The organism is Candidatus Binatia bacterium (genome assembly GCA_026415395.1).
Taxonomy (GTDB): Bacteria; Desulfobacterota; Binatia; order HRBIN30; family HRBIN30; genus HRBIN30.
The window spans coordinates 90,881-109,205 of the sequence record JAOAHD010000002.1 but is presented as its reverse complement, the minus strand read 5'-3'; the positions used below and the strand labels follow the sequence as shown (position 1 = coordinate 109,205).

Here is an 18,325-nt window from a genome sequence, read left to right as displayed (position 1 = left end):
GTTTTGGCGTCTGCTGACAATCACCCTGTGCCTTGCCAACGTCGCACGGGCAACTACTCAACCTGCGCGTCCAACGATGCGTGAACCAAAAATTTACGTGGCGCTCGGCTTCCATGCCAACTTCTACCACTCCTGGCGGGGGGACACTCCCGACGAAGCCGGCTTTGGTACGGATATCCGCGTCGTGCGCGGGATCTTGGACATTCTCGATGCGGCGAATGCCGCCGGCCGCGACGCCCGCGGCTACTGGGAGTTCGACAATTTGTTCACCCTCGAGTCGATCCTGCCAGCCCACGCCCCGGACATCATCGAACGCGTCCGCCGGCGCGTGGCCGCGGGCCGCGACGAAGTCATCCTCGCCCCGTACAACAATGGCATGTTCAGCGCCATGACCGCGCGCGAGCTCCGCGCCACCCTCGAGTGGGCCGTGCGCAATCCATGGGGTTCCGGGGTCGCAGATCTTTTCCCGACGTACACGCCCGTCCTGCGTCCGCAAGAGTACATGTTCACCACCGGCACGATTCCCTATCTCCAGGAGCACGGCATCGCGGCCATGGTGCTGGCGTATTCGAACTATCCGTTCACGGCATTTTCCAATTTCGTGCCCGCGCTGCCCCCCGACCAGCGCTTCAATCCGCTTTGGCTGAAAACGGAAGCCGAGGGCCCGCGCATCGTGTTGCTGCCGGCAGTGAGCCTCGGGGATATTGTGAATTTCGGCAGCTTTGAGCGATGGCTCCTGCACCTGCGACGCTGGCAACTTGCGCAAAGCGATCCTGTGGACCTCCTGCTCCACATCAACTTCGACGCCGACGCGGAAACCTGGCTGCCGATGCGGCTGCCGCGCTTCTTGCGCTGGCTGCCGAACACGGGAGGACTGGAGGAGTACATCACCGCGGTCAACCGCTACGATTGGGCCGAATTCACCACGCTGAAGGAGTATCTCCAACACCACCAGCCACGGGGTACGGTGCTCGTCCGCCAAGACATGGCCGACGGCGCCTGGGACGGCCAATATTCCTGGGCGGAGAAATTCCCCAGTCAGTGGCTGTGGACCCGCTTGGAACAATCTCGTCTGGCCGAACAACGCGCCCTCGTTCTCGCTGAATCTCTTGAAGAGGAGAGTCGCGCCCGCGTGCACGGGTTGTTGTTCACTGGCCGCTACAGCGCGTTTTTCGAGCGCATACGCGCACTGTCCACCACCCACTTCGGCATGAGCACGCCCCTAGTCAACGAAGAGCGCCAAGAGGTCGCAGAACGAACCGTGCGCCTCGCCCTCGAGCAAGCAAGCGCCGCTGAGCGGCTGGCTGCCGAGCGTGTACACAGTAGACACTCCTCGCTGGCAGCCTGCGACTATGAACTGCTGGTGGCCGACCTACGAGACCCTGGCGACCGCACCGCCACTTCGTTCGTACGGGTGCCGATCTGGTGGCCCGCACCAGTCCGTGACGTGCAGGTTACCACAGCCAATGGCCAAAGCCTGCCCGCAGCGGTCGTCCCGCTGCAGGAGCTCGATGCACCGCCTAAATCTGCGGAGCTTTGGTTCCTGCTGCCGCTCGTGGGCCGAGAACAGCAGCGAGTGTGCGTACGCCTCCAAGGCCCGTTCGCCCATGCGGCACAACCCGCCCCAGAGAAGCCGGGCGCAGCCGGCATCGACACGCCGAACGCCTCCGTGAGTGCGAAGTGGGATGCCGCTGGGCGCCTCGTTGCCCTCGCGACCGACGACTTCGACGTTGCCGGCCAAAACTGGGTCCGGCCGTTCGTTACCTACCGCGTCGGCAACGAGCCTCGGACCTTCGAGGCGAGCTGGCGAAGCGCGGAGGGCGATCTACTGGCCAGCAGTGGTCCTGTGGAGCGCCGGCGCTCAGTGGCAACGATTGCGCTCCCCGCGGAGGACAACAACAACACGGTAAAGATCGAGATTGCTTGGACTCTGTTTGCCAACGCGCCCGGCGTGATCGCCGACGTTCATGTCGCGTACCCGTACACGCCAAAACGCGACGTTTTGCACACGCTACAACAGAAATTGCGCCGGTATATCGACCTGCGTTGGGTCGAAGTTGCCCCCTTCCCAATCGAGCCGAACCTGCGCGGCACGCACCGGCGGCCGCTGCGCGTGTGGAAGCATAATTGGCTTGGCATCACCTCCTCGTATGACTTAAATTATGCCGACGTCAACCCGCGCAACGCCTCGTGGGACTCCTTCAACCATCAAGTCACGGCCGGCTGGGTGGCCATTACGGACGGTGAGCGGGGCTTGCTGCTCGCACAGTGCGCCGACACCTGGAGCTCCCCGGCGTTCGCACCGATGCGGCTGCGAGAGATCGATGGCCAGCAAAGGATTTGGGTGAATCCTTTCGGCTCGTACCATGGCCGGCAAATGGACTACTCTCACCTCGGCGGCTCGGGGATCGCGAACGAGATCGCCGAGCGGAAAGGCGCACAGTTTCGGCCTAACGGGCCGAGCTTCAACGGCCAGTCGCACCGCTTCCGCCTGTTGCTCGCGCCTTACCGCGGGGACGCACCGCCGGCGGAGCTCCAACGCAGCGCTCGATCGTTTTTCTACCCGCCGACGGTCGTTTACTTGCGTTCGCCGGCTGGTTCGGACGTCGTCCTGCCGCGCGACCTGCTCGCGTGGATTCGAGAACAGCGGGGGTCTTCACCGCCGGCAGCAGTGGCGCCCGGTGTGCCGCGCGCTGTTCTCGTCAATCCCACGGCTGGTGCCGCACACGTGGTGTGGGATCCGCCGTCCACCGGAGCAACGAGCTACGACATCGCCTGGCGCCGCAAGGGAGGCGAAGACTGGCAACAGCAGCGATTGCAGTCCACCCGCGCTACGATCGCGAATCTCATCGACGGCACCGAGTACGAATTTCGGGTGCGCGCCGTCGGTGCCGGCGATGAGGTCGGGGAGTGGACGCCGCCGCACGTGTGCCGGATTGGGGCGGTTGGAGAAATCGGCTTTGGCGAGGAAGCGCGCGGCCTCAAGCGAACGCTTCTGCTACGTGTCTTCGCGCACTCGATTTGGGCGGCGCTCACCACTTGGTGGGAGCGGTTGACGTTACACTAACCCCAACAACGGGCATCGACGCGTCTCTTCCGCCGGACTCACACGACGGGAGTTAGTCCCCAAGGGTATATCCCACTCACGCGTGCACTGGGTTTTAGACTTCCGAGTTCAACGATCCACAGGCAAGCCGCTCGGCACGCGCTGTGGGACAAACCGGTCGAGGCCAAATACCGCCGGATCGGTCAGAGCCTCCAAAAATGCCAGCAAGTCGGCAACCTGGTCGTCACGGAGCCTCAGGGCTCGCGGAGCAAGGGACCCAAGTTTGCGAACATTTGCGCGCGTTCGTGCGCACCCCCTTGTACGGTGGGCTGCAAGCGCTCATCAAGCTGCGACACATCGTACCCCTCCCACGCTTGCCACACATCTAGGTGGTGGCGCACCGCGGCTTCGAGGCTCGTGTATGCTCCGTCGTGCATCCACGGTCCGGTCACCGTCACATTGCGCAGGGGCGGCGTGCGGAAGGCGTAAAGGTCGCGCGGATCGGCAGTTTCGCGCCCACGGCCAAAATCCTCTGGTGCCTCAGCCCCTTTGCCTGGCCCTAATTGGGGCACTGCCAGGACGTGAAACCGCTGATCGGTCAGCAACGGGCCCGCATGACAGTGCGCGCATCGCGCTTCTCCGTAAAACAGCAGCCCGCCGCGCTTTGCCGCTTCGGAAAGGGCAGTCGTCTCGCCGCGCAAGTATCGATCCCACGGAGAGTTCACCAAGTTGCCCATCTCGGCTTCGAATGCCGCAATCGCTTCTGCAGCATGTTCAAAGCCCAATGTATCCACCGCAACCCCGGGAAAGGCTGCGGCAAACAAGGCGACGTACTCCGGGATGTCTAGCAGCCGCTGAATCAAAAGAGCCCAAATTTGGGTAAACGCATCGTCGGGAACGTCCGCGAGCTCGTAGGGCTTGCCGAATACCTCACGATCTCCCGGATGCCCACGCATCTCGTCGCGCGATGTTACCGGGAACATCGCCTGAGCGGCCAGAATACTCGAGATACCGGCCGGCAGCAGCGTGCCCGCCGGCGTGCGAAAACCACCCGCTGGAGAGCCAGCCACCCGGCCGTCCCAAAACATCGTTGACCACAGTTGGTCCCCGCGATTGAAGAGTTCGGCGGCATTCCGGGGAATGAAAGGCCGGCCTCGGCCTAGTGAGCGTTCCGGTCCAAGCCCACTCCCTCCGGTGCCGATGGATAGCGACACGCCGTCGCCCGACGCGAATCGCGGGTGGTGGCAAGTGGCACAGGCGATATCGCGATTGCCGCTCAATTCCTTGTCGAAAAACAAGAACTGGCCCAACCGCAGCAAAGCCGGAGACCGGTCCGACACGCTCGCCAGGGGCGCGGCCCCCGCAGCCGACGCACGCGCGCGAGCTCCGCATCCAACCCGACGGCTGCGTCACCATCGCTGCCACAGCCGCTCAGGATCACAACCGCAACCAGCAACGACAGGAGACAGCCCAGCTCCCGCACAGCGTTTCCAACCTTCCATGCCGCACTGCGTTGCACAAGAGAGAAAATGCGCGACACGTTGCCACAGCATCAGCATCGTGTCCCTCAGTGAGGGGCTGACCAAAAAGGCTATTGCGAGGCGGAGCTTCAGGCCGTATTCGCCCTGACCACGGAAGCGACGCCGCAGCGGGCCACTCAGCCTCTACGCCGCCGACGTTGGCGATGCTGTCACGGGCCTTCCGGCCGCATCCGCTTCGCTCAGTTCCCGTTCGAGCGCCTCGATGTCGCTTTGCGACAGGCGGAAGTACTGCGCTTCCGGGTGATGGAACACCAAGGCAGAAACCGACCCCTCTGGGTCCATCATGTAACCTTGCGTCAGCCGGACCCCGATGTGCTCGGTGACCTGCAGCAAGTCGAACAGAATCGCTTGATCTTCCAAGCGCGGGCATGCGGGATACCCGAACGAATAGCGGCGTCCCCGATACTTGGCTTGGAACAGGTCTCTCTTGGTCGTTCCCGGCGGATCGGGAAAGCCCCACATTTCGCGGATCTTCTTATGCAAAAGTTCCGCGAATGCCTCGGCCCCCTCGAGTGCCAGCACTTGCAAAATGTGACAACGCAAATAGTCGCCTTGCGCCTTCCACTCCTCCGCAATGGGGCGGACATCGGGGCCGATGGTCGTGGCGAACAGGCACAAGTAGTCGGCGTGCCCGGAAGACAGCGGCCACACATAATCAGCCAAGCACAGGTACGGCGGATCGGATTGGCGCCCGAAACGAAAGGTCGCCAAGATTCGGCTCCCGTCGCTACTGAGGATGTGCAGCCGGTTGCCTTCACTGGCAGCACGGAAGAAGCGGTAAACCGCGCGAGCGCGCAACTGCGGGTGCTGGACCATAAACGCTTGGACCTCCGCGACGCGCTCCGCCAGCTCGCGGGCGGTGCGCTCGCCGCGCGCTAGTGCCGCCTCGAACTCGCCCTGGAAGCCCAAGTGCCGGTTATAGAGCATCTTTGGGTTGATGTACTCGAAGATGGTGTCGAGGTCGTAGTTGTCGATCACGTGCAGCTTCAAATCCGGCGGCACGGGAACTTCCGCCACCGGTTCCACATGGGATCGCTGCGGCGCGCTCTCCGCTCTCTCTGGCGCAGGGCGTGCCGCGGTTTGTCCGAGCAAACGCTCTGTCTCCTCGCGCAGTCGACGCTCGAGTTCGGCACGCTTTTCCGGATCGGTAATTTGTTTGGCCAGATCGAGCCCCGTCATCGCATCGCGCGCGTACGCAACCAAGCCCTGGTATGCGGGGGCAATGCGCGTGCGGGTAAACTGGTTCGACAGCGCCGCACCACCCACCAAGATCGGGCACGCAATGCCAGCCTCTCGCAGTTCTTGGCCGGTGGTCACCATCATTTGTGCGGAGCGCACGAGCAAGCCGGAAAGCCCAATCGCATCCGGGCGGTGCTCCTGGTACGCACGGATCAACTCTTGAGGCGGCACGTTGATGCCCAAGTTGATGATCCGAAAGCCGTTGTTGCTCAGGATGATGTCCACGAGGTTTTTTCCAATGTCATGGACATCGCCTTTCACGGTGGCGAGTACGATGGTGCCGCGCAGGGAAGCATCGGTTTTTTCCATGTGCGGCTCGAGGTAGGCCACTGCGGCTTTCATCACTTCGGCTGACTGCAGGACCTCGGCCACAATCAGCTTATTTTCGGCGAATAAGCGGCCCACTTCGTCCATACCGGCCATCAACGGGCCGTTGATAATTTCCAGCGGCGTGCGGGTGCGGAGCGCTTCGTCCAGGTCGGCGAACAGGCCGTCGCGCGATCCTTCCACGATGTACCGTGCGAGGCGCTCATCGAGCGGCAAATCGCGTACCGGTTCCTTTTTTTCCTGCGGCGCCTTGGCACGAAAATGCGCGGTAAACGCCCCGACCGGATCTGGGCCGCGCCACCAAATCAAGTCTTCCGCGAGGCGGCGTTCCTCTTCAGGAATGGCAGGGTAGCGTTCCAGTTTCTCGGTATTGACGATGGCCAAATCGAGGCCTGCCTGTACGGCGTGGTAGAGGAACACGGAGTTGAGCACTTCGCGCCCAGCCGGTGGCAGTCCGAACGAAACGTTCGAAATGCCGAGAATCGTTTTGCATTGCGGTAGCGCTTGCTTGATGGCTCGGATCCCTTCGATGGTTTCCGCTCCCGAACCGATGTAGTTCGGGTCGCCCGTACCGACAGGAAACACCAAGGCGTCAAAGAAGATGTCTTCTGGCGGCACACCGTACTTGCGAGTCAGGAGCTCGTATGCACGCAAGGCGATGGCAAGCTTGCGCTCTTTGGTGATGGCTTGCGCCTGGACCTTGTCCTCATCGATGCACCCCACAACCAGCGCCGCACCGTAAGCGCGTGCCAAGGGCACAACTCGAGCAATGCGTGCTTCGCCATCCTCCAAGTTCACGGAATTGATGATCGATTTTCCCGGGGTCCGCTTCAGCGCCTCCTCGACCACCGCCGGGTCGGTGGTGTCGATCATGATCGGCACTTTGATCGCCTTGACCAGCACCTCGAGAAAACGGCGCACGTCTTCGACCTCATTGCGGTCGGGATCCTGCAGGCACACATCCACCACGTGTGCGCCTTTGCGTACTTGGTTGCGCCCCACCTCCGCGGCCATTTCCCACGCGCCCTCGGCAATCAGTTTCTTGAACTGCCGGCTACCGAGCACGTTGGTGCGCTCACCGACGAGAATGGGGCGCGTGTCTTCGTCGATCACCAGTACCTCCATTCCCGAAACCGCCGAGCGACGCGGCGGCTTGGCTTGCCGCGGTTTGTGCCGGCGCGCCACCTCCGCAAGCAAGCGGATGTGTTCCGCCGTTGTGCCGCAGCAGCCCCCGATGATGTTTACCCAGCCAGCCGCGCAAAACCGCTCGACTTTTCGGGCTAGATCAGCGGGCGTTTCATGATAGTGCCCATGTTCGTCGGGCAGGCCAGCGTTCGGATACACGGAAATGGGGAAGCGGGAGATTTCCGCGAGGGCACGCAAGTGGTCGGTCATGAAATCCGGGCCAGTGGCGCAGTTCATGCCGATGGCGAACAAGTCACGGTGTTCCACCGAGGTATATAAGGCCTCGATGGTTTGCCCCGCCAACATCGTGCCCATGGTTTCAATCGACACCGACAACACCACCGGCACACTCCGGCCGACTTGCGCAAACGCATCGTCGATGCCCAAGAGGGCGGCTTTGACGTTGAGGGTGTCCTGCTGGGTTTCCAAGTAAAGAAGGTCCACGCCCCCCTCGATCAAAGCCCGCGCTTGCTCGGCAAAGAGTGCGCGCACCTGATCGAAGGTTACACCTCCAGTCAGTGAAATTGTTTTCGTGCCTGGCCCCATTGCGCCCGCCACGAACCGCGGCCAGTCGGGGGTGCTGGCCGCATCTGCCACCTTGCGCGCGAGTTCCGCCGCGCGGAAATTGATTTCGTACACGTCGTCCTGCAGTCCGTATTCACCCAAAACCAAGCGCGTGCCGCCAAAGGTGTTGGTTTCAATGATGTCCGCCCCAGCTTCGAGGTAGCCACGATGGATGGACTCGATGACGTCCGGACGCGTGCGCACCAGGTTTTCATTGCACCCTTCCAGCGCTGCCCCACCGAAGTCTTCAGCGGACAACGCAAACCCCTGAATGGCAGTGCCCATGGCACCGTCGAGAACCAAGATGCGTCGCTCCAGGCTAGCGCGCAGCGCGGCAATCCGCTCCTCAGGCTGCATAGGGAAAATCCCATAGCCCAAACCCTCGATGCCGCAACCGTGCGCGCCGCGAGCCGGGCAAAGCCAAGCGCGTCGCGCCGCCCCGCCCCGAGGAGCTGCACTTGCTTTCAGCGACTCGCGCGCACGCGCCCGGCAGGCAGGTCCGGCGTCCTGACCATAGGGGTGAACAACGCTCGCCCTGCCCCTCAGTGCTTTTTCAGGTAAGCCATGTCGCGTTCTTGTTGCGTCTTGAGCGACACGAGCACCGCGTACCGATCTTGAACGCGCTTGAAGTAGAGACGGCCGTCGTCACCCCGGCCAGTCGAGTAGCGGAGCTCGCTCCACTCAGGAGCGGTTTGCACCCGCTTAGCACGCACTCGATTGGGCGCAGTGGCCAAAAGCCGCAATTTGCCGAGGACGTCCTCGTAACTCGGTAACTCCATGGCGATCACGTCCAACGAGTCACGCAGCAGCTCGATCTCCGGCAACAACAAGGTCAGGAGCTTCGGCAACTCTTCTCGTTGGGCCTTGCGCACCTGCCGTTCGGTACGGCGGTTCTGTGCCACAATCTCCTGCGCCATCGCGCGTGCCTGCCGGAGTTCCTCCCGCAGCTCCGTGATGGTCTTTTGCAGTCCCGCTTTTTCTTGCTCGAACAGCTCCATCCACTCGTTCTCTCGCTCCTCGAGTTGTCGCTGCAGGGGCACCAGCCCAAACTCGCGGGCAAAGAATTCTTGCACACGTTCCTCATTCGCGTCCCCCTCGAGAACGACGTACCAGCGGTACTGGTGCCCATCGATGGCCGCGCGGGCACTCATCGCGTGGCGTACGCAGCGGTAACCCGTACGTTGGAGCCGCTCCATTACCTCGTGCAACGTCGGCTCGTCGCAGTCGAGCGAGAGATACTTCGTGCCGGCCTGGCCGATTTCGAAGCAGTAAGCGATGTCTGGCCGTGCCGCCGCCTGAATTTGCTCCACCAGAGCCTCGGGCAAGTAAAAGCCCACTTTGAGCCCGAGCAAACCGCCTCTCACGTCGCTCGCCACTTCCGTGACCACAGCGGGCACGGGATTGTGGCCTTGGTCCATGAACCCAGCCAAGATCGCAGCCAAGCGGCGACTGAGATGGCCGAACTTGACGCCGCGCTCGTTCGCTACGGCGATGGCGTTGCCATCGAAAGGGTTCAGGGGTTCACGCCAAAGCCATACAGGATCCCGCAACTTCAGGAGTCGCACGAGTTCGTTGCGGGGTTCGTAAGCAATGCCCACAACCGGCACGGACAGCGGCTCGTGACCGGGTGGGCCTTCGAACTCTTGGGCACTCGCCCGCTGGCCCACTGCTCGCCGCAACCAAGCGCCGAAGAGCGTGCGCATTTGGGCGAAGGATTCGCGAGCGCGCAGCAAGAGATCGCGCCGGGCTCTGCCTCCTGCAGACAGCGCTGCAGATTCTCCACCGGAGCTCTCGTGCAGTATGCAGGTCTCGCTTTGCGGCTCACTCTGGTGCATCCCTTCACCCTGCGACTCGGCGCATACGCCGTTCGCGCCAAGAGGTCAACGCGAAATCGCCCGGCAGGTGGTCGCTGGGCTGGACGTAGCGATTCGCTGTCGCGCCCACGGGCACCGGCGCTGGTGTACATTAGCGGGAGCCTCGGGACACTCATTGGGCCGGACTTACTCAATCTGGACAAAGTTGCTGGCCTCGGTGCTCCGATTGCCTCGATTGGCGGCGCCGGCACCTTCGACGGTATCTTCGTCACCGGCATCCTCGCCGCCCTGCATGCGTAGGCTGGGGGGAGAAAGGGCTGCACTCTCCCTCAGTGCACGTGGAGAGCGCCCCCGCACGGCAAGCAACTTCGAGAAATGTTTCTCTTCGGTTGCGAAATGCCGCACCTCGGCCACACGCCCAGTGTGAGCGGTAAACGCCACGCCCTGCCGAAGCGGCCGTCCCGGGCTGCAGAAGCCGGGTACGTCAGCGCGGCCCACGTGTGAGCCGATACGTGTCGGGATGGAGCGCCATTTCCTCGCGTGCCACTGCCGAGTGCAAAAATTGCCCAGTCAACTCCTGCGGCCGCCCGTCACCATCAGGCATGACAATGCTGCAACTTGTCGGCGCGTCAACAAGAAGCTGCCAAACCAAGGCAGGGATCTCGACCCCTTTGCCGTCCAGTCGCTCGCTCGTAACCCAATACCGATGCACACCGTCCCCATTGCTTTCTCGGCGGAGCCAATCGAACGGTTCTTCCGCACGGACGATCCGACTACCGTCTCGGTGAACGTAAGAGCGCGTATCCTCCTCCCAGCGATAGCCGCGCGACTCGGCAAAGCGGCGAAACAGACGGTCCGTTTCTGAGCCCCGCGACCGGCGCTGGCGGCGAACGGTGATGCTGCGCTGTTCGCCTTCCAATTCCGGGTCTTCGACGTCCTCGTCGTCGCCACCTTCGCTCACCATTGGCGGCTCCTCTTCCTCCCGTGCCGTCGACGGCTCCTGCTCGGATGCAGGGGAAAGCGGAGCAACCTCTTACTCCGGTACCAACTCCAAATTCTCCGCCACATAATCGGCAACGAACTCAGCATCGCGCTCGACGCAATAACGAATTGCCTGTCTAACCGCGTCGTTGTCGAAGGGCCTTGCGAGCTCTTCACCGATCTGCCCCACGCGCGCCCCCCTTTTTGCCCTCGCGCGCGAAGAGGTATTGATCGTACCACAACACGTCACGCGCGGACTCTGGCCCTACTGGCGTTCCATCGATGGATGGCTCAACCAAGAGTTTGTCCTCCTTGCGCAAGCGCACCATGATCGTGTCGCTCATTCGCCGCGCCAATTCACGGCAGCGTTGCTCGAGGGCGGGATCTTGCGCGAATCGCACGCGCTGCAACTGCCTCCCCAGCTCCGGGATCCACGGAGCCGGTTCATGCCTTGCGGGCGTCAACGCGTAGGCAAGGAGTTCTCGGAGGTTCGCGGGTCGCTCCTCGATCACCTCTTGCAACTCACGCAGTCTCGTAAGCGGCTCTGTTGCATACACTTCAGCCTTCAACATTGTAAAGTCGGCGGTCGCTTCCCTCACATGCGGAAACAGTTCCTGGCGCCGGACCAAGCCCTGCATTGTGACCCGGTATTTCAGCCGCTCCACCGGCACCCACGTGTTTGCAGCCGAGAGCCAGTGCCGGCAGTGCTGCCAAACATCGCTTGGGTGTTTTGCCAAAGTTTTTCGTACGCGCTCAAATTCGCGCGACTGCAGCTCCTGTCCCGACTGGAGCTGAGACAACCACCGGAAAACGTTCTCCCATGTCCGCTTTTCGGGAACACCGACGTGCGACCACAGCCGCAGGTCACTCAAGCTGGCGTGCACGACCGGCGCTTGAGGATCGTCGTCGCTCCGTTGATACACTTCGCTGGCACGCGCCCACTGGAGGTCATCGGTCAAAATCAACGCGGCATCGCGAAAAGCTTGACGAACTTCCTCCTGCCCCTCAGGATTCAAGCGTGGGAAGGCGGCGTCGATCGACTGATAAATGTAACGTGCGTCGGGCAAAACTTTTTTACTTCCTTCGCTGCGGCTAATGCCCGCAGCCGTTCGAGCAGACGGCTTGCGCCCGCCGGTCGGGTTTTCACCCCTAGCGCCTCGAGCAGCGACCGATTCTTTGGTGTGTCCAACTCGGCATCGACAAACGGCTCCGTGTGCAACAACGCCTCGGTGTCCGGAGTGCGCACGTACAACTCCGAAGGCAGGTGGGGCGTTCCGCGGGTGTCTGGCAAGCAGGGGCGCTGCCGCAGCAGGTGCAGCCACGCTGCGGGGATTGGTTCGGTTACTACCTCCTTTTCATAATCGTAGCGATAGGACTGGTAAATCCGCGCTCGTTGCCGCTTCTTCCAATATTCGGCCGGGGCGGCTGCAAGCGCGCTGACCACACCAATCCAGATAGTACCATCGCCTGCTGCTAACGTTTCCCAGAGGTCCAACAGCTCCGGCGGGAAGTTGTAGTCCTCCCACCTTAAATCACCCCTAGTGTAGGGTAGGAGGAATCTTTCGTCCCGCACTCCGCGCTGTCTTAACATGCCGGCGATTGCGCGCCTTGCCAATTCTTTATTCCGTCCAAGCCTGGACTCATCTCCCTCAATTGGTGGGTACCACACTAACCTGGACCTTTCCGAACGCACCCATCCATGCCATTACTAGCGGGAGCAACCCTCAAAATCGCGATAATAGGCGTCGTGCAGCACTTTCGTTTGCTGCCACTCTTTCGGCAGCAGCTCTTCTACCCACGGATCGTCACCGCTGATGAGAGGCGGGGACGATTCCGAATACCACGGGTGCGACCGGCCATCGCGCGTTACCGCACGCAAGGTATCAGGTGCCGCCGCGCCGAGGCCGACGATCAAGTGGGCAATCCGCACATGTTCTTCGAGCGACACCTCGGAGCGCGAAAACAGTTGTTGGCAAGCGCTTTTCGCGATCGTGTCTGCTTTCGACGCACTACTGAGTTCCAACGTTTCCAGCAATCGCTGGGCAGCCTGGAGCCGTTGGTCTTCGGCCGCTCGCTCCTTGGCGGCCGAAAGGTAATCGATCCATTCAGGATCGACCAGCGGAAGCAGTTGCGTCAGAAACTCCCACGCAGCCTCGGTTATGTGGGCTGCACGCTCTGGTAACCGCACGGCACTGGTAGCGGGGTGCAGCGTGTCCCTTCCGCCCACGGGGACCAGGTGGCATCGTTTCAATTTCTCCTTCCCAAATTTCCGCGAACCGTGATCATCTGCCCACTGCCAAAGGCGTAAAAGCTGGCTGTGGGAGTCGGACCTCGGAATCGATGCGTTCGTTTCGAGCGCCCGGGCGAGATCATCGCTGGACAACAGCTCGATTTGCTCCCATTCTTGTAACATGCTGCGCTGCCTTCCGCTCACCTCGGCGGCCAGCACGTGCTCGTTGCCCGCGGCTTGCGCAAACACCCTCTGAATTTGTACCGGCGACCAAACCTCGTACACAACCTGCGGTGGGGCCAGGCAGCTCTTAGGTCCGACTAACCGGCCATCGGCAGTCAGCACCATGTGCTGACCTTCCAGACTGGCGCGCATCCCACGGTAAACCGCTTCGGCCACATCCGCTGCCAGCGAATCCCGAGGCTGGGGCGGTTCCGGCAACAGGTCGTACGCACGGGCGCGTTCTTGTAGGGGAAGTCCCTGATTTGCGAGCCAATGCATCATGGCCTCTGCCGCCAAGCGGCCGATGCGCTCCAACAACCAGCGGTTGGTCGGAGAGCCGGAAAGCGCTTTGATCTTGTTACGAGCTGGGTCTTGCAAAAATGGCGCATTGCAAGAGAACGGGAGCGGCGGGGTGACTTCGGTCGGCAGCACGACGAACAAGCGTTGCGGGTCCTTCAAGCCCAAGACAATTTGCACCCGGCAAGCGGGAACTTGATAACCCTCCTCGTTCCGCTCATCGCGAATTTCCTGCTCTGCGTTTTCTGGAAACGGAAGCTCTTCGGAGCTGATCAGGAGCAGTTCTTCGTTCGCTGCTGCTGGCAAGCGAATGCGTTCACTGCCTGGCGCGGGTCCCGGTCCGAGGCGATCGAGATGGATTTCCGTTTCGTTAATGACCAGCCGCTCGATGTGCCGGAAGAACACCAAAGAGACGGGATGCGTACTCCACTCCCTGAGGTTCTTCTCCAGCTCTTGGTGCACCTCTGGCTGGGAGAAACGCACCGAAATCTGTGTCGTCGTACTCGGCGGCGCCTCCCCGACCCACTCGGGCAAGGTGAACCGCTTTTTGTGGAACCTTACCGCAAGCGTCGGGGTGAGGACTTCGACGGCGTCACCCAAACTGAACGTGGATTTGAAACCGATTCCGCGGAAACCGATGGTGTACAAGCTGCGCTTGTTCGAGTATCCAAAGCTACACAACGAGCGGAACTCGTCGCCCTTGAAATCATGCCCATCGTGCTCGAACAGGAACCGTTCGCTGTCCACCTGCACCCGTACCGTGCGGGCGCCCGTCGTCGGCATTTTGCAAGAGCTCCGAAAGCACGCGCCGCGCGCTCTGCACCTGGCCTAAACAGTTGCCAGAGCGGCGCCGCGAGTTCTGGATCGCTCTCGAGCTGTTGCCAACGCCCCTCTACCGCTCGGTAAACCTCTTCGAAATACTCCGGCCGCTCTCGCTTCATCACTACGCCCCCGGCATACCGTTTTCGGATTTTACTGTCGTCCTAGCCGTCGCTTGCTCAAAACTCGGCAGCTCCTCCACCCGGACACGCCCGTAACGAATCTCTGCTCCGCCGGTGGAATCCATCCGCACGCAGGCAAACACACTGTGCTCCGGTTGGTTGCAAGCGAGCAGCAATTCCTCCCGGTTCAGAGCCAACTCATCGTTGAATTCTTTCACCGGCAGCACCACGACGAACCGCACGGAGCCCGGCTCCGGGTGGTAGCTTCCGATGTGGTACGCCAACCCCTCAGTTGAGCGATCGACTGGTTCCCGCCCACGGCGACGCTCTTCTTCCATCACCACGGCCACGGCTTGCGCACGCCTAGCCTGCACGGGCTCCAGTACCGAGCAAGACTGGCCGGAGCTGCCGCTGCCCTCAGCGCTATTTTTACCTCCGCCCACACGGCGCTGTTCGATTCGCCGCAGCAATCCTCGGGGAACGACGACGAAACCCATCTCTGTCACGGGACGTGTGGGGACAATCCAGGTCTGCCGGTCGAACTCCTCCAACCGGCGTGCCAGGGTGTTCTCCAACTCCTTCGCGCGCTCCCGCGCCTGCTGAGCACTCAGTTGCGTTTGTTTCCCCATCGACTCCTGGATGCTCAACTCGCGTGCCCGTTGTTCCCAATACGCGATGTTGCTGCGAATCCTCTCCTCCACAGCGCGGCGCACCTTCTCAATTTGCGGACGGCGATACGCAACAACCTCCTCCAAATGTTGCTTGGCAGGCGCATTCGCGGCATAGGCGAGCGGGTTTTTTCCAGCGCCGTGGACTCACCCGGAGCCCTGCTCGAGGTTGGACGAGCGGCGGCTCCGAGAATCCACGAGCACTCTGGACTAGCCAAAATCTCCGCCGCACCTGGTTCCCCTTCAGCCAGGGGTCGAGCATTCAAATGCGGCGCTCGGCCGGCAGTGCGGGCGTGTCCTTCGGAGTCGATCTCCACAAACAGAAAGCGCTGCGAAATGGTCCTGCGCTCGCCTGCCTGCGTCTTCATCCCGTCGACCACACTGTGCCGAAAGCCGAACACGACCCTCGGCTGAGAAGTTTCGTCGCGATCGTCCACGAGCACACTGCCCACGCGCAGCAGCGAGCCATGCTGCTCCAACACCAGATCCGCCACTGCCCGCACCAGCGGGTGCCCCAGGTGTAGGAGTTCCACCCGCCGTCCGGGCCGCCCCACAATTTCCTGCCGGAAGGTCACGCGCGGGTAGCTCCGTTGTACGAAGGCACCTCCTGGAAACGAACGGGCGCGCTGGCGCAACTGCGCTGGCACCAGCTCTAGCTCGTACACCCCCACATCCCGCCGGTGAATCTTGCCGCCGAGTTGTTCGAACGCGTGCACGAACCACGCCTCTGTGGCGAACGGATTTAACCGTGTGGCGCGCGCCCGCTGCACGCCAGCACTCAAGCGCTGCACCTCGTGGGCGTCGATCACTTGGCGGACGAGAGCGCGGTCTTCTACCAAGTCGCGAATGCGGCCAAGATCGAGCGCGGCAGTCACCGTGCGCTCCAAGCGCTCCTCAACGGCCGCGTCATGCCCGCGGCGCACTGCTTCCAGCAGCAGCTCGCGCAGCGGCTTGCCATCGAACTGCAACTTGCCCAAGACATCGAACACCTTGCCTCCCAAGGCACGCTGGATTTCCGCAATCTTGACCAGGAGGGTGGCATAGACCCTCCCCTCGCAGGTCTGCTCGGCAACCAAGTTCCACAGAAAACAGGGCCGCGTTTGGACGATGCGGTGAATGCGGCCGAACCGCTGATCGATCCGGTTCGGGTTCCAGGGAAGATCGTAGTTCACCATCAGATGCGCGCATTGCAAATTGATGCCTTCGCCGGCGGCGTCAGTCGCAACCAGCACCTGGAGCCTCGGCTCCGAAGCAAAGCGTTGTTGCGCTTGGAGCCGCTTTTCTCGCGTGATCCCTCCGTGGATGGCTATCACTCGCCCCGGCCAGCGCTCCTCAATTTTGCTGACCAGGTACTCCAGGGTGTCGCGGAACTCCGTGAATACGATGAGCTTTGGCCGAAGGCTCTCGCCGTCGCGGCGCTCCAGCTCCCCGAAGAAAGCCGCATCGCTGCGGTTTGCGGCGATCGCCGCCTGGCCGCTTACGAGCGCTTCGATGACCGTCGCCAGCTCGCACCATTTCGTATCCTCGCCCCTCGCCCGTAGCTCAGATGCCTCCCCCTCCAATCTTCTCGACGTGGCAATTTCCGCTTCCAGCTCTGCGATACTCTGGGCGGCGGTTGCCTGATCGAGAATCTCCCGGACGTTGTCCTGAGTCTCTCCCTCGGGATCGTCTTCCAAACTGTCGAGCACCTCGTCGTCGAGAGCCGCAGCACCACTCGCCAACCGCGCCGGATGCTGTTTCGCTTCCTTCAAGCGCTGTTCGAGCCGTCGGCGCCGCCTTTGGAGGGAGCGGTAAATCGCTTCAGGAGAGGAGGCCAGGCGCCGGTGCAGCATTATCAAAGCGAAGCCCACGGTGCTCGCCCGGGTCTCGTCTTCGAGCGTCTCGGCACGGTTCAACTCGCCGCGGACATGCTCGGTGACGCGTTCGTACAACTGTGCCTCCGGGGGCGAGAGAGCATACGTGCGCGTAAATGCGGCGCGCTCGGGGAACAGGGGAGTGCCGTCGAATTTGACAAAATCCTCCTTCACCACCCGGCGCATCACATCGTCGAGCTCTTCGGGCTGCAATCTGCAGGGGCTGGCGATACTCGAACCGTTCCGCATCCAACAAGCGCAAGAACAAAGTGAAGTCCTCGGGCTTACCGTTGTGCGGGGTGGCGCTGAGCAACAGCAAGTGCTGGGTTTGTCCTGCAAGCAACTGGCCGAGCTCGTAACGCTTGGTGCACTTGATTTCGCTGCCGTGCCCCGAGGCGGCCATCTTGTGCGCTTCGTCGACGACAACGAGGTCCCACCGGCACTCAGGCGCCGACAGTAACTTCTGCACATGTTGGTTCCGCGCCGCGTGGTCTAGTCGGACAATCGCCAGCGGACGATTCAAAAACCAGTTCCGCTCGCTGGCTTTTGACAGCGCCTCCGAGGTCGCTACTTCAAAGGCAAGATCAAAACGCTCGGAAAGCTCGCTCTGCCACTGTTCCACCAAAATGCCGGGACACACGATGAGGCACCGCTCCACGTCGCCACGCAACAAGAGTTCTTGGATCAAGAGTCCGGCCATGGTCGTTTTGCCAGCGCCAGGTTCGTCGGCCAGCAAAAACCGGAGCGGCTGCCGCGGCAACATGTGCTCGTACACCGCCGTGATTTGGTGCGGTAGCGGCTCGATGCGCGCGCTGGTCAACCCGAGGTTCGGATCGAACAGATGAGCAAGCCGGAGGCGAAACGCCTCGCACGCCAAGCGGAGGTTTGCTCCAGAAGCCGAGAACTTCCAAGAAGACCCATTCGACACGATCCTCAGACGCGGTTCCGCATCGCGGTAAAGGATCTGTTCGCGCGCTTGGCCAGCGGCAGTACGGAAGGTCACACTGACCACATCGGGGCCTAGGCGTTCGACAGCGATGAGTTCTACTGCTTCGCGGGGCTCGATCCCCCGCACCTCTTGGCCTGGTTCAAGCTCCTCGAGCCGCGCCATGACTGCCCACCATCGAAGCGTCGCCTTGCGCGGGAACCCATGATGCGTTCCCGCCAGTTAGAACCCACCCCCTGGCTTGCAAAACAGCCTGCGCTCACCGCGCTGGCCACATCCGTACGAGCCGACCCAACAACCACACATGCCCCTTCACGCCCCTACCCCGGAGCTCACCATCTGTAACGCACCCCGTTTATCGCGTTTCCGCCTCGGAGTCTACCGTGTTTGTGCACAGCGCCGCCGACGACAGCGCGAGGGAACCACAGCCCAGCCCAGCCCAGCCGGCACCAACGCGGATTGGCACGCACA

The 18,325-nt window shown here is 62.1% G+C and carries 12 protein-coding genes and 1 pseudogene; 2 read left to right on the top strand and 11 right to left on the bottom strand.

Annotation, left to right across the window (positions count from 1 at the left end; genetic code table 11):
• Positions 1–76: 76 nt before the first annotated feature.
• Positions 77–3,067: a fibronectin type III domain-containing protein gene (locus N3C12_00985; GenBank protein ID MCX8071012.1), complete on the top strand. Its 2,991-nt coding sequence runs from the start codon at positions 77–79 to the stop codon at positions 3,065–3,067.
• A gap of 233 nt (positions 3,068–3,300) precedes the next feature.
• On the opposite strand, the gene N3C12_00980 is transcribed toward N3C12_00985, so the two are convergent.
• The 3 genes from N3C12_00980 to N3C12_00970 all read right to left on the bottom strand — a co-directional run bounded on the left by N3C12_00980 (position 3,301) and on the right by N3C12_00970 (position 9,605).
• On the bottom strand, positions 3,301–4,386 hold the full coding sequence (locus N3C12_00980) for a cytochrome-c peroxidase (protein ID MCX8071011.1): 1,086 nt from the start codon (positions 4,384–4,386) through the stop codon (positions 3,301–3,303).
• Between the two features lie 324 nt (positions 4,387–4,710).
• Positions 4,711–8,259: a methionine synthase gene (gene metH / locus N3C12_00975; GenBank protein ID MCX8071010.1), complete on the bottom strand. Its 3,549-nt coding sequence runs from the start codon at positions 8,257–8,259 to the stop codon at positions 4,711–4,713.
• 185 nt (positions 8,260–8,444) lie between these two features.
• Positions 8,445–9,605 (bottom strand): HIRAN domain-containing protein, encoded by a 1,161-nt coding sequence (locus N3C12_00970; protein MCX8071009.1) that lies wholly within the window; start codon positions 9,603–9,605, stop codon positions 8,445–8,447.
• A gap of 228 nt (positions 9,606–9,833) precedes the next feature.
• Here N3C12_00970 and N3C12_00965 point away from each other — a divergent pair.
• Positions 9,834–10,016: pseudogene (locus tag N3C12_00965) on the top strand (DUF1614 domain-containing protein).
• 184 nt (positions 10,017–10,200) lie between these two features.
• Here N3C12_00965 and N3C12_00960 read toward each other — a convergent pair.
• From N3C12_00960 to N3C12_00925, 8 genes are all read right to left on the bottom strand, one after another.
• Complete coding sequence (locus N3C12_00960) at positions 10,201–10,680, bottom strand: hypothetical protein (GenBank protein ID MCX8071008.1); 480 nt, start codon at positions 10,678–10,680, stop codon at positions 10,201–10,203.
• Positions 10,681–10,749: 69 nt separating this feature from the next.
• A complete protein-coding gene (locus N3C12_00955; protein MCX8071007.1) occupies positions 10,750–10,887 on the bottom strand; it encodes a hypothetical protein in 138 nt (45 codons plus the stop codon).
• Complete coding sequence (locus tag N3C12_00950) at positions 10,871–11,764, bottom strand: hypothetical protein (protein ID MCX8071006.1); 894 nt, start codon at positions 11,762–11,764, stop codon at positions 10,871–10,873. Before N3C12_00950 ends, N3C12_00955 begins: the two co-directional genes overlap by 17 nt.
• A complete protein-coding gene (locus N3C12_00945) occupies positions 11,710–12,288 on the bottom strand; it encodes a hypothetical protein (protein MCX8071005.1) in 579 nt (192 codons plus the stop codon). Before N3C12_00945 ends, N3C12_00950 begins: the two co-directional genes overlap by 55 nt.
• Positions 12,289–12,405: 117 nt before the next feature.
• Positions 12,406–14,229, bottom strand: coding sequence for a hypothetical protein (locus N3C12_00940; protein MCX8071004.1), 1,824 nt, complete (start codon positions 14,227–14,229; stop codon positions 12,406–12,408).
• 160 nt (positions 14,230–14,389) lie between these two features.
• Entirely contained in the window at positions 14,390–15,088 is a 699-nt protein-coding gene (locus tag N3C12_00935) for a hypothetical protein (GenBank protein ID MCX8071003.1), read from the bottom strand.
• Positions 15,031–16,887 carry an SWF/SNF helicase family protein gene (locus N3C12_00930; GenBank protein ID MCX8071002.1) on the bottom strand — a complete coding sequence of 619 codons (1,857 nt, stop codon included), beginning with the start codon at positions 16,885–16,887 and terminating at the stop codon, positions 15,031–15,033. The genes N3C12_00935 and N3C12_00930 overlap by 58 nt, the downstream gene beginning before the upstream one ends.
• Entirely contained in the window at positions 16,856–18,019 is a 1,164-nt protein-coding gene (locus N3C12_00925) for a DEAD/DEAH box helicase (GenBank protein ID MCX8071001.1), read from the bottom strand. Before N3C12_00925 ends, N3C12_00930 begins: the two co-directional genes overlap by 32 nt.
• Positions 18,020–18,325 lie beyond the last annotated feature (306 nt).